7 protein-coding genes, 1 other RNA gene and 1 riboswitch are annotated in these 12,450 nt (G+C 67.1%); all 8 genes read right to left on the reverse strand.

What is annotated here, in order from left to right; translation table 11 throughout:
- Nucleotides 1–3 precede the first annotated feature (3 nt).
- On the reverse strand, nucleotides 4–1,260 hold the full coding sequence (locus BLQ74_RS14280) for an integrase domain-containing protein (RefSeq protein ID WP_090263244.1): 1,257 nt from the start codon (nucleotides 1,258–1,260) through the stop codon (nucleotides 4–6).
- 184 nt (nucleotides 1,261–1,444) lie between these two features.
- Nucleotides 1,445–1,801: a transfer-messenger RNA gene (ssrA, locus tag BLQ74_RS14285) on the reverse strand.
- Nucleotides 1,802–1,877: 76 nt separating this feature from the next.
- On the reverse strand, nucleotides 1,878–2,555 hold the full coding sequence (locus BLQ74_RS14290; protein ID WP_090263245.1) for a type 1 glutamine amidotransferase domain-containing protein: 678 nt from the start codon (nucleotides 2,553–2,555) through the stop codon (nucleotides 1,878–1,880).
- Nucleotides 2,556–2,650: 95 nt separating this feature from the next.
- Nucleotides 2,651–3,661, reverse strand: coding sequence for a sodium:calcium antiporter (locus BLQ74_RS14295; RefSeq protein ID WP_090263246.1), 1,011 nt, complete (start codon nucleotides 3,659–3,661; stop codon nucleotides 2,651–2,653).
- Nucleotides 3,662–3,724: 63 nt separating this feature from the next.
- A riboswitch (yybP-ykoY riboswitch) is annotated at nucleotides 3,725–3,895 on the reverse strand.
- Between the two features lie 38 nt (nucleotides 3,896–3,933).
- Nucleotides 3,934–7,245 (reverse strand): acetyl-CoA carboxylase family protein, encoded by a 3,312-nt coding sequence (locus tag BLQ74_RS14300; protein ID WP_090263247.1) that lies wholly within the window; start codon nucleotides 7,243–7,245, stop codon nucleotides 3,934–3,936.
- Between the two features lie 106 nt (nucleotides 7,246–7,351).
- Complete coding sequence (locus BLQ74_RS14305; RefSeq protein WP_244507196.1) at nucleotides 7,352–8,791, reverse strand: sensor histidine kinase; 1,440 nt, start codon at nucleotides 8,789–8,791, stop codon at nucleotides 7,352–7,354.
- Complete coding sequence (locus tag BLQ74_RS14310; RefSeq protein WP_090263248.1) at nucleotides 8,788–9,465, reverse strand: response regulator; 678 nt, start codon at nucleotides 9,463–9,465, stop codon at nucleotides 8,788–8,790. The genes BLQ74_RS14305 and BLQ74_RS14310 overlap by 4 nt, the downstream gene beginning before the upstream one ends.
- A gap of 103 nt (nucleotides 9,466–9,568) precedes the next feature.
- Nucleotides 9,569–12,379 (reverse strand): FAD-binding and (Fe-S)-binding domain-containing protein, encoded by a 2,811-nt coding sequence (locus tag BLQ74_RS14315; RefSeq protein WP_090263249.1) that lies wholly within the window; start codon nucleotides 12,377–12,379, stop codon nucleotides 9,569–9,571.
- Nucleotides 12,380–12,450 lie beyond the last annotated feature (71 nt).

Here is a 12,450-nt window from a genome sequence, read left to right on the forward strand (position 1 = left end):
TGATCAGCGAAGCGACACGACTTTCCTGTCCCGATTTTCCTTGATAGCTGACACCGATAGATTGCCGGTAGCTGCTTCCTGAATGTGCTCGCTCCACCAGGTCATCATTGGGCGTCGGCGTTCGATATAGTCCGCCCGGTTGTAAGCGCTGCGAACCTCATCCTTGTCAACGTGGGCAAGCGCTACCTCGATCAATTCAGGATCCCAGCCGTGTTCGTTGAGGATGGTGCTCGCCATTGAGCGCATGCCATGGCTGACCAGGCGCCCTTCAAAGCCCATGCGCTTCAGCGCCATGTTAGCGGTCTGGCTGTTGCAGTGTGTGCGAGGATTCCGGTCTGCGGGGAACACATACTCGCGATGTCCACTGTAGGGCTTGATTGCTTCCAGGAGCGCGAGAGCCTGCTCTGTGAGCGGGACGATATGCGTACGGCGTTTCTTCATGCGCTCAGCGGGAATCGTCCAAATCTTCTTCTCGATGTCGATGTCCGCCCAGCGTGTGGTTGCCGCCTCCGCTGGCCGGGTCATGGTGTGAAGTTGCCATTCGATCAGGCAGCGAGTGGTCCTTTTGATGCTGGCATTGGCGATCGCCACCATGAGCTCTTTCAGTTCATCAGGGGGAAGCGCCGCCATGTTTTTTTTCTTCGGCTTCTTGAAGACGGAACGGATCCCGCTGAGCGGGTTCGCGTGAATTAGTCCCGAGTTGACCCCGTAAGTCATGATCTCGTTGAGCCGCTGCGTCAGCCGTTTAACGGTCTCAAGGCTGCCCTTGGTTTCGAGCGGCCGGAGCAGGTTGATGACCTGCGGTGCATTGATGGCGGAGATTGGGGTGGTGCCTAGGTCCGGGAAGATGTGCAGGGTTAGGGAGCGCCAGATGTCCTCGGCGTAGGCCTTCGTCACCGAGTCCTTTTTCAACTCATACCAAGCCGTCGCGATATTTTGGAAGGTGTGCTCGGTGGCGGCTTTTTTCGCCTGCCGTTCAGCGTTGCGCTGTTCCTTTGGATCTATCCCTTGAGCGACAAGCTCCCTTGCTTCCACGGTTCGCTTGCGTGCTTGAGCCAGGCTCACCTCTGGGAAGGTACCTAGCCCCATGTTGATCCGCTTCTTCGTTACGGGATGGATATAGTTGAAGTTCCACAGCTTAGAGCCATTGATTCTCACTCGCATCTGAAGCCCGTTGCCATCAGTCAACGTATAGTCCTTTTCCTTAGGCTTGGCAGCTTTGACTTTGAGGTCTGAAAGGCGCGTGGCTTGGGCACCCATGATGTATTCCAGAGCTGTTTGTGTATTCCAAAAAATATCAGCAGAGCGCTTGGAATACCACGTGGAATACACGAAGACGTAGATGTTGCTGGACGCTATCGGATCGTGATGATGCTGAAAGCCCCGTATTTACTGGGTTTCAGGCACAAAAAAAGACGTCCGAGGACGTCTTTAGATGGTTATTTGGTGGAGCCGGGGGGATTTGAACCCCCGTCCGCCAGCTCTCCGCTATTGGTTCTACATGCTTAGCCGTCTCTACTGAGTTAACTCCGCGCCGCCCGAGTGGCAGGGTGCTTGGAGCGAGCTGTATGAGTTTTAGCCGTTACGTCTACAGCGAACTTGGCGGCGATCCCGTTCTATATGACTGACCAAATCTTCGGGTTTACAGGCATCCCCTAGGGTCAGCTGGCGCCCTTAGGCGGCCAGAGCGTAGTTGTCGTCGTTGGCAACTATGAAAGTGTGGCAGCGGATTTACGAGAACTGTCACCTACTCGGCATGCCCCTCAAGTTTCGTTACCGGCGTCGAATCCTAATCGGCCCCAGAAACCTGTGAAGGTCGGGGCCGATTCTACGGGAAAGCCGCTCCAAGGTCCAATCGGAGCGGCGGGTGGTGCGTTTCAGCCGAGCAGCTTGAGCACGGCTTCGGCCACGGCCTCGGAGGAGGCGGGGTTCTGCCCGGTGATCAGCAGGCGGTCGACTTCGACGTGGCTCTGCCAGTCGTCGGCCTTGCTGTAGCGCGCGCCGTTGGCTTTGAGCGCGTCCTGGACTAGGAATGGCACCACCTGGCTGAGGCCGACGGCGTCTTCCTCGCTGTTGGAGAAGCCGGTGACATGGCGGCCGTTGACCAGGGGCAGGCCGTCGCCGTTCTTCGCATGGCGCAGTACGCCGGGGGCGTGGCAGACCGCCGAGACCGGCTTGCCGGCGGCGGCGAAGGCTTCGATCAGGGCGATGGAGTCGCGGTCTTCGGCGAGGTCCCAGAGCGGGCCGTGGCCACCGGGGTAGAAGATGGCATCGTAGTCCTCTTCGCGCACCTCGCTGAGGCGCCGGGTGTTGGCCAGCGCGGCCTGGGCCTCGGGGTCCTGGCGGAAGCGTTCGGTGGCCGGGGTCTGCGCCTCCGGGGCGTCGCTCTTCGGGTCCAGCGGCGGCTGGCCGCCCTTGGGCGATGCGAGCGTCAGGTCGGCGCCGGCGTCCTTGAACACGTAATAGGGCGCGGCGAATTCCTCCAGCCAGAAACCGGTTTTCTTGCCGGTGTCGCCCAGCTGGTCATGGGAAGTGAGCACTACCAGGATTTTCATGGCCTCTCCTTAACACGGTGTGGCGGCAGTCATCCGTGGGATGACTGCCGGACCCCGACAGTTTAGGCGCTATGCCCGAGCTTGCAGGACGCCGCTCAGCGGCTCAGGGTGATCGTCAGGTAGGCGACGTAGAGCACACCGTTGCCCAGCAGCACCCACACCGGCAGGCCGTTCTGGCGCACGTTCAGGCGCAGCCAGAGTGCCGCGCCCAGGGTCACCAGCACGCCGGTGAGGACTTCGATGCGCGGCTCCCAGGGGGTCAGCAGGATGCCGATGGCGGGCAGCAGGGTGCCCTGGAAGACCATGGCGCCGGTGATGTTGCCGAAGGCCAGGGTGTCCTTGCCGCGGCGCACCCAGAGGATGCTGTTGATCTTTTCCGGCAGCTCGGTGGCGATCGGGATGATCAGCAGCGAGAGCAGCAGGGCGGAGACCCCGAGCAGGTGCGACAGGCCTTCCACGCCGTGGATGAAGCCCTTGGCGCCGAGCACCAGCAGGAGCAGGCCGAGGGCCAGTTGCAGGACGATGGTGACGGCGTTGGTCGGCAGGCCGAGGCGCGACAGCAGCATGGGCGCTTCCGCTTCGGTGCCGTGGCCGTCTTCCACCAGGTCGCGCGAGGCGCGCAGGGTCAGGGTGATGTAGCCGATGTAGGTCGCCACCAGCAGGACGCTCAGGCCGATGCGGTAGCTGTGCAGTTGCGAGGGCACGAACATGGCCACCGCGGCGAGGCAGAAGGCGACCAGGAAGAAGTTCAGGTCGCGCAGCAGGCCGCTGCGTTCCGGTTGCACCCGACCACGCAGGCCACGGCGCTTGAGGATGGCCAGGGCCATCAGGCAGGTGGACAGGGTGGAGAGCATCAGGGGCGCGCCGAGGATGGCGCCGACGCCGACTTCCTCGTTGACCGATACGTTGCTGGTGCCGGCCAGCAGTGCCAGCAGCGGCACCAGGGTTTCCGGCAGGGCGGTGCCGATGGCGGCGAACAGGGAGCCGGTGACGCCTTCGGAAATCCCCAGGCGTTCGCCGAAGTGTTCCAGGGCGTTGGTGAAGAGTTCGGCGGCAACCAGGATCAGCAGGAGCATGCCGAGCAGTTCGAGGATGAAGGTCAGCATGCGGCGTACTCCTCGATGGCGAAGAGCGGGGCGGAAGCAACAGGGTGGATCACGGTGGAACTCCCGGCCGGTGTAGTACCCATGACCATGCACCTCCCCGGCCGTTGCGGAGGCTGCATGGTCAAAGGTCTTGCCAGGCTCGCGCTGACCACACCATGGCCTGCGGGCCAAGGATGTTGGCGTGGTCCCCACCGGCGTCTGCCGGTTGGGCGGCTACTCCCCAATGACGCCGCGCATTCTAGCGAATCGCGCGGCATGCTCAAGGCTTTGTTTCACCATGTGTCGATTAGCGGACGTTTCTTACCCGTGCGTCTTTCCGGCTTCGGCGTCGAGGCCAGGCCGCGCAGCAGCCAGCGGCGGGTATCGGCCGGGTCGATGACGTCATCGATTTCAAGGAAGCTGGCCATGTTCAGGCCTTTGCCGTTGCGGTAGGCGGCGGCGACCATCTTGTCGAACAGCGCCTGGCGTTCCTGCGGGTCTTCCACGGCGCCCAGTTCCTTGGCGTAACCCAGGCGCACCGCGCCTTCCAGGCCCATGGCGCCGAACTCGCCGCTGGGCCAGGCCACGGTGAAGAGCGCGGCATGGAAGCTGCCGGCGGCCATGGCCATGGCGCCCAGGCCGTAGCCTTTGCGCAGGACCACGGTGAAGAAGGGCACGCTGAGGCTGGCGGCGGTGACGAACAGGCGCGAGACGTGGCGCACCGTGCCCTGTTTTTCCGCCTCCGGGCCGACCATGAAGCCGGGGGTGTCGCAGAGCGACACGATGGGCAGGTCGAAGGCATCGCAGAGTTGCATGAAGCGCGCGGCCTTGTCGCCGGCGGCGGCGTCGATGGCGCCGCCCAGGTGCGTGGGGTTGTTGGCGATCAGGCCGAAGGGCTTGCCGGCGATGCGCACCAGGGCGGTGAGCATGCCTGGGGCGAACTGTCGGCGCAGCTCCAGCACCGAGTCCTGGTCGGCCAGGGTGTCGATGACCTGGCGAATGTCGTAGGCGCGCAGGCGGTTTTCCGGCACCGCATGGCGCAACCGGCGCTGGTCGGCGCATTGCCAGTCGCTCAAGTCGCCCTGGAAGTAACCGAGGTACTGACGGGCGATGCGGGTGGCTTCGGCTTCGTCCTCGACCAGCACGTCGATCACCCCGTTGGGCGCCTGCACCTGGCTCGGCCCGACCTCCTCGGCGGCGTAGCGGCCGAGGCCGCCGCCTTCGATCATCGCCGGCCCGGCCATGCCGATGCTGCTGTCGCGGGTGGCGATGATCACATCGCAGCAGCCGAGCAGCGCGGCGTTGCCGGCGAAGCAGCGGCCACTGGCGATGCCCACCAGCGGCACCAGCCCGGAGAGCCGGGCCATGCCCATGAAGCTGGCGCAGTCGAGCCCGGCGACGCCGAGGTAGTCCGTGTCGCCGGGACGTCCGCCGCCGCCTTCGGCGAACAGCACCAGCGGCACCCGCCACTGTTCGGCCAGGTGCAGCATGCGGTCGGTCTTCTTGTGGTTCATCACCCCCTGGGTGCCGGCGAACACCGTGTAGTCGTAGGCCAGCGCCAGGCAGCGTGCCTGCTCTTCGCCGAACAGCGCCGCGTTGACGCTGCCCAGGCCGCTGACCAGGCCGTCCGCCGGGCTGATCGCCTGGAGTTCGTCGAGGCTGCGCCGGCGCCGTTGCGCGGCGATGGCCAGGGCGCCGTACTCGATGAAGCTGTCGGGGTCGAGCAGGTCGTCGAGGTTTTCCCGGGCGCTGCGTTTGCCGGCCGCGTGGCGCTTGCCGATGGCCTCCGGCCGCCGCTCGTCGCGGCCCATGGCATGGCGTTCGATGACCTCGGCAAGGTCGGCGCGGATGTGCGCGAGGTCGACTTGCGCGGCCTGATCGACGGCCAGGCTGGCGACGTCCGCCGGCTCGATGAACAGCAGTGGCGTGCCGGCTTCGAGGCTGTCGCCGGGCGTCGCCGCCAGGCTGTGGACGATGCCGCTGGCGCTGGCCTTGACCTCGAATTCCATTTTCATGGCTTCGACCACGGCGATCGGCTGATCCTTGGCCACAGCCTCGCCGGGGGCCGGCAACAGGCTGACCAGTACGCCCGCGCTGGGGGCTTCGAGGGCCTGGCAGCCGGGCGGTATGTCCAGCACTGGCGTGGCGTGAGCCGCCGCGGCCTGGGCGAACCAGCGGTGCGGGTGGGCTTCGGGCTGCGCCGCCAGCAGGGCCGGCAGGCGTTCCTCGATGAGCCGCGTGTGCACCTGGTAGTCGGGCAGTTCGGGTTGGCGCAGCAGGTTGAGCAGCAGCGGGATATTGCTCGCCACGCCCTCCAGGTGGAATTCGCAGAGCGCCCGGTAGGCGCGGCGCAGGGCCTGTGGATAGTCCTCGGCCTGGGCGATCAGCTTGGCCAGCAGCGAATCGTAGCCGGCGCTGGTGCGATAGCCGGCGTAGCCATAGCCGTCGACGCGCAGGCCCGGCCCGCTGGGTGGCTGATAGGCGCTGAGCAGGCCGCTGGCCGGGTGCGGCGTGCCATCGGCGCCAAGGCTTTCCAGGTTGATCCGCAGTTGCACGGCGACACCGCGCGGCGGCGGGATGTCCGCCTGGCTTAGCCTGAGGTCGGCGAGGCTGGCGCCGCCGGCAATGCGCAATTGCGCCTGCACCAGGTCGATACCGGTGACCGCTTCGGTGACGGTGTGCTCCACCTGCAGGCGCGGGTTGGCTTCCATGAACAGGAAGTCGCCGCTGGCGTCGTCGAGGAGGAATTCGAAGGTGCCCAGGCCGCGATAGCGCACCGCTTCGGCGAGGCGCAGGGCGGCGGCGAGGATGGCACCGCGCAGGCGCGGATGCAGGCCGGGCGCCGGGGCGATTTCGACCAGCTTCTGCTGGCGCCGTTGCAGGCTGCAGTCGCGCTCCCAGAGGTGGCTGACCTGGCCGCTGCCGTCGCCGATGACCTGCACTTCGATGTGCCGCGCGCGCTCGATCAGGCGCTCGACGTAGAGCGCATCGCTGCCGAACGCGGCGCGCGCTTCGGACTGGCAGCGCGCATAGGCGTCGGCGATCTCCTCGCGCCGCCGCACCGCGCGCATGCCGCGTCCGCCGCCACCGGCCAGGGCTTTGATCATCATCCCAGCGCCGCTCGGCAGGGTGGCGAAGAAGTCTTCGGCTTCCGCCAGCGAGGTTGGCCGGTTGGTGCCGCTGGCCAACGCAACGCCATGCTGGCTGGCCAGTTCGCGGGCGCGGGCCTTGTCGCCGAGCTGTTCGAGGGTGTCCGCGTCAGGGCCGACGAAGCGCAGGCCGGCGGCCTCGCAGCGGCGGGCGAACTCGGCGTTCTCGGAGAGGAAGCCGTAGCCGGGATGCACGGCGTCGCAGCCCTCGGCCAGGGCCACCGCGATCAGTTGCTGCATGTCCAGGTAGGCGCTGGCGCCGCGCCCGCGCAGGGCCACGGCGGTGTCGGCCTGGCGGGTGTGCAGCGAGGCGGCGTCGTCCTCGGCATAGACGGCGACGCTGCGCAGGCCGAGTTCGCCGGCGGCGCGCGCGATGCGAATGGCGATCTCGCCGCGATTGGCGATCAGCAGGCAGGTGATGGGCGGGCTGGCGATAGGCTGGGGGGAGAGAGGCATGGGAGCGGTCCGTTTCTTGTTCTAGGTGGCCGATGGCCGGGCTCGCCCCATCTTAGGCGCTGGGCCGGGGTGGGGGAGGAACAGCGGAACCGCGAATACCCGATGCTCAGCCCGGCTTATCGTTGCTTGGCCCGGTACTGCCGTCGGCGGACGGCAGCTCGACGCGCACGCCGAGGCCCTGGCCGTCCAGACCGGGGTGCAGGCTGATCTGGCCGTGGTGGATCTCCACGATGCGCTTGACGATCGGCAGGCCCAGGCCGCTGCCTCCGCCGGCGGCGGCCGCGTTGGGGCTGCGGTAGAAGCGGGTGAAGATCGCCGCGTGTTCGCTCGGCGCCACGCCCGGCCCGGAGTCGCGCACCCAGAGGTCGACGCGCGGCCCGTCGGTGCTCAGGCGGATTTCCACCCGGCCGCCTTCGGGGGTGTAGCGCAAGGCGTTGCCGACCAGGTTGCCGAGCATGATGCCCAGCCAGACCGGCACGCCCATGACCACCGCGCCCTGGTTCTCCAGGGTCAGCTCGATGTGCTTGTCGATGGCCTGCGGCGCCAGGTCGGCGATGGTTTCCTCGCTGAGCAGGCCGAGGTCGACGCGATCGAAGTTTTCGTGCAGTTCTTCGTTGTCCAGGCGCGCGAGCAGGAGAATCTGTTCCATCAGCGTGCTGATGCGTTCGACGCTGCGGCTGACCTGCTGCAGGCCGTGGGCATGCACCGCCGGGTCGGCGGAACGCAGGGCGACCTGGGCGTGGGTGCGCAGGCTGGCCAGCGGCGTGCGGATTTCATGCGCCGCGTCGCTGGTCAGGCGGCGCTCGGCCTCCATGGCGATGTTCAGGCGTTCCAGCAGCAGGTTGAGTTCATTGACCAGGCTGTGCACTTCCACCGGCGCGTTGCTCAGGGCCAGTGGGTGCAGGCTGGTGGCGTTGCGCAGGTGGATCTGCGCCGTGAGGCTGCGTAGCGGCGCCAGGCCGCGGCTGACGCCCAGCCAGACCAGCAGGGCGAGCAGCGGCAGGGCGAGGATCAGCGGGAACAGTGCGCTGAGCAGCAGTTGGTGGAGGGTGTGGCTGCGGTGGCGGAGGTTCTCGAAGATCCAGATGCGCGCGTTATGGTCGCTGGTGCTGAGCTGCAGGACGCGCCAGTTGCGCTCGCCATCGCTGACTTCGGAGAAACCGGCGCCTTGTGCCTCGACCCCCATCGGCAGGTCGGGCGTGGAGAACAGGCGCTGGCCCTTGTACCAGAGCGAGTAGCCCAGGGCCGATTCGCGTTTGAGCAGCGGCAGGCCCTCGATGGCCTTGCGGCTGCGGGTGATGAGGTCGCCGAGGCTGTTGGCCTGGTCGTCGTCGTCGGCGATGTCGACCAGGCGCAGGGCGGCCGCGCCGAAGTCGATCATGTCCTCGTCGGAGAGGCGGTTCACCTGGCGCAGCATCAGGTGGTAGGTCAGCGCGCCGGCGAGCAGCCAGCACAGCGAAACGCCGCCGATCAGCAGCAGCAGCAGGCGCCGGCTCAGCGAGCCGACGCGGCGGGGGCGCTTGTTCAGGGAGGTGCCGTTGTTCAAGACGAGGCCTTGTCCGCCGGCCGGTCGATACCGTAGCCGATGCCGCGCACGGTACGGATCAGCTCGTTGCCCAGCTTGCGCCGCAGGTGGTGCACGTGCACCTCGATGGCGTTGCTTTCCAACTCGCCGTCCCAGCCGTACAAGGCTTCCACCAGGCGGGTGCGCGAGAGCACCTTGCCGCGCTGTTCCAGCAACAGGCGCAGCAGGGCGTATTCGCGCGGCGCCAGTTCGACCGGCGCGCCGGCCAGGGTGACCTGGTGGGTGGCGGGGTCGAGGCGCAGCTCGCCGTGCTCCAGCGCCGGCTGCGCGCGGCCGGTGTGACGGCGGGTCAGGGCGCGCACGCGGGCGAGCAGTTCGTCGAGGTCGAAGGGCTTGCTCAGGTAATCGTCGGCGCCGCTGTCGAGTCCGGCGACGCGGTCGGCGACCTTGTCGCGGGCGGTGAGGATCAGCACCGGGGTGAGGTCGCCGCGGCGGCGCATGCCGCGCAATACGTCGAGGCCGTCGCGGCGCGGCAGACCGAGGTCGAGCACCAGCAGGTCGAACTCATCGGTGCTCAATGCCTGCTCCGCGGCCAGGCCGTCGGTGACCCAGTCCACGGTGTCGCCTTCCAGGCCGAGGCCGGCGCGGATGCCGTCGCCGAGCAGCAGGTCGTCTTCGGCCAGTAGGATTCTCATGGTGCCCCCTTGTCGCGTGATGGCTCCGGCCATCCTGGAAAGATCAGGATAGCCGGAGCGTCGCCATGGTGGCACAGCCTCGCAGGGATCGCTTAAGCGTGAGTTAAGAGGCGCGCGGCCGGGTGACCCGATCCACCAGGTAGACCACCCCGTGGTAGTCGATGCCGCCGTGGGCGCTCAGGCCGATCTCGCAGGTGCGGCTGGTGGAAACGCCTTCCGTGCAGTACTGCACGGCATCTTTCAGGCTGCGCAAGGCGTGGGCGTTGAGTTCCGGGGTGGTGAAACCCTTGTCGCCGGCGAAGCCGCAGCAGTGGATGCCTTCCGGGATCACCACCTGGCGGGTGCAGCGCTGGACCAGGTCGATCAGCGCCTGGCTTTCGCCCAGGTGCTGGGTGCTGCAGGTGACGTGCACCGCCACCGGCTGGTCGAGCGGCTGGAACTCCAGGCGCTCGACCAGGTGGGTGCGGATGAACTTCACCGGGTCGTAGATTTTCAGCCGGCTGTCGGCCAGGTCCTGGACCAGGCGCAGGGTGCAGGGGCTGGTGTCGCAGTAGATCGGGTCGAGCCCGCCGCGGCTGGCCTGGAGCAGGGCGGCGAGCAGTTCGTCGCGCTTGTCGTTGGCTTGCCGGGCGTAGCCCTTGGAGGCGAACGGCTGGCCGCAGCAGAGGTTGTCGGCGTTGTCCGGGAAGACCACCTGGTAGCCGGCCTTCTCCAGCAGCTGGCGGGTCTTGTCGATCAGCGGCACCTGTTCTGCGTCGCTCGCCGCCGGGCCCATGGCGCGCGAGACGCAGGCGGTCAGGTAGACCACGCGCGGGCGGCTGTCGTCCAGCGTGCGCGGCGCGGCGGGCAGGCGCACCGCTTGCGGCATGGCTGGCGTCCATTGCGGCAGTTTGCCGTTGCTGGCCTCGTGCAGCGTGCTGCTGAGCCGCGCCAGGCGCGGCGCGCCGAGCAGGCGACGGGCGCCATTGGCGGCGTGGAGCATGAAGCGCGCGCCCTGCATCGCCGTGGCGAAATGGCGTGCCAGCCAGGTGGCGCTGCCGGCGTGCCCGGTCTGTTCGCCACGCAGCTTCTTAACCAGTTCGCCGGTATTGATGTTCACCGGGCAACGCTGGGCGCAGAGGCCGGTGGCGGCGCAGGTGTCGATGCCCTGGTACTGGTAGTCGCGTTCCAGTTGGCGGGTGTCGATGCCGGCGCGGCGCTTGGCCTGGATATCACGCCACATGACGATGCGCTGGCGCGGGCTGAGGGTGAGTCCCTTGGACGGGCACACCGGCTCGCAGAAGCCACACTCGATGCACTTGTCGACGATGGCGTCGGCGGCCGGCAGCGGCTTGAGGTTCTTCAGGTGCAGTTGCGGGTCGTCGGTCAGCACCACGCCGGGGTTGAGGATGCCGCGCGGGTCGAGCAGGCGCTTGAGCTGCCACATCAACTGGTAGGCATCGTGGCCCCATTCCAGTTCGACGAAGGGCGCCATGTTGCGTCCGGTGCCGTGTTCGGCTTTCAGCGAGCCGCCGTATTCCACTGCGACCAGATGCGCCACGTCGTCCATGAAGGCCGAGTAGCGGGCGACCTGCTCGGGCGAATCGAAGCCCTGGGTGAAGACGAAGTGCAGGTTGCCCTCCAGGGCGTGGCCGAACAGGATCGCTTCGTCGTAGCCATGCTTGTCGAACAGCGCGATCAGGCGGTTGACGCCCTCGGCCAGTTGCTCGACGGGGAAGGTGACGTCTTCGATGATCACCGTGGTGCCGGTCTCGCGCACCGCGCCGACCGCCGGGAAGGTGTCCTTGCGGATGCGCCAGAGCTGGTTGTAGACCTGCGGGTCTTCGCTGAAGTCGACCTGCTTCTCCACCGGAAACTCGGCGATGGACTCCATGATCTGCGCCAGTTGCTCGTGCAGCAGCGACTGGCTCGCCGCGCGCGATTCGATGAGCAGCGCGCAGGCGCCTTCGGACAGGCTCTTCACCCAGGCCGGCATGCCCTGCATGTTTTCCACCGAGCGCAGGCTGCGGCGGTCGAGCAGTTCGACGGCGGACACCGGCTGCTGCTTGAGCACCGGTACGGCCTTGCAGCAGGTTTCCACGTCGGGGAAGACGATCAGCGCGCTGGCCTTGTGCGGGTGGTCCGGCACGGTGTCGTAGGTCACCGCGCTGATGAAGCCGAGGGTGCCCTCGGAGCCGACCATCAGGTGGGTGAGGATGTCCAGCGGCTGGTCGAAGTCGACCAGGGCGTTGAGCGACAGCCCGGTGGTGTTCTTCAGCCGGTACTTGTGGCGGATCTTCGCCGCCAGCTCGGTGTTGGCGCGGGTCTGCCGGCCGAGTTCGGCGAGTTGTTCGAGCAGTTCGCCATGGCTGGCGCGGAAGGCCTCGACGCTGGCCGGGTCTTCACTGTCCAGCAGGCTGCCGTCGGCCAGCAACAGGCGCAGCCCGGCCAGGGTGTGGTAGCTGTTCTGCGCGGTGCCGCAGCACATGCCGCTGGCGTTGTTGGCGACGATGCCGCCGATCTTGCAGGCGTTGATCGACGCCGGGTCGGGGCCGATCTTGCGGCCGAAGGGCGCCAGCCAGGCATTGGCCTGGGCGCCGATCACGCCCGGCTGCAGGCGAATCTGCGTGCCGCTCTGGCGGATGTCGCGGCCGTTCCAGTTGTCGCCCAGGACCAGTAGCACCGAGTCGCTCACCGCCTGCCCGGACAGGCTGGTGCCGGCGGCGCGGAAGGTCACCGCGACCTGCTCGGCATGGGCCGCCTTGAGCAGGGTGCGGACCTCGTCCTCGCTCTCGACGCGGATCACCAGCTTGGGAATCAGCCGGTAGAAACTCGCGTCGGTCCCGAAGGCCAGGGTCGACAGGGGATCGTCGAAGCGTCGTTCGCGCGGGATCAGGTGTTCCACGCAATCGACGAACGCGGCGGGCAAGCTCATGCATTCTCCTCGGGCCTGGGCGTCTGTCGCGCCGTGCCCCAACAATCGGGCTTTCTGGTTTTCGCCAGGGC

It is taken from the genome of Pseudomonas panipatensis, from assembly GCF_900099785.1.
Taxonomy (GTDB): Bacteria; Pseudomonadota; Gammaproteobacteria; order Pseudomonadales; family Pseudomonadaceae; genus Pseudomonas; species Pseudomonas panipatensis.

Bases quoted from the DNA above. Each gene is read 5' to 3' on its own strand.
- BLQ74_RS14280 (WP_090263244.1), bottom strand. From the start codon at position 1,260: ATGGGTGCCCAAGCCACGCGCCTTTCAGACCTCAAAGTCAAAGCTGCC.
- BLQ74_RS14290 (WP_090263245.1), bottom strand. From the start codon at position 2,555: ATGAAAATCCTGGTAGTGCTCACTTCCCATGACCAGCTGGGCGACACC.
- BLQ74_RS14295 (WP_090263246.1), bottom strand. From the start codon at position 3,661: ATGCTGACCTTCATCCTCGAACTGCTCGGCATGCTCCTGCTGATCCTG.
- BLQ74_RS14300 (WP_090263247.1), bottom strand. From the start codon at position 7,245: ATGCCTCTCTCCCCCCAGCCTATCGCCAGCCCGCCCATCACCTGCCTG.
- BLQ74_RS14310 (WP_090263248.1), bottom strand. From the start codon at position 9,465: ATGAGAATCCTACTGGCCGAAGACGACCTGCTGCTCGGCGACGGCATC.
- BLQ74_RS14315 (WP_090263249.1), bottom strand. From the start codon at position 12,379: ATGAGCTTGCCCGCCGCGTTCGTCGATTGCGTGGAACACCTGATCCCG.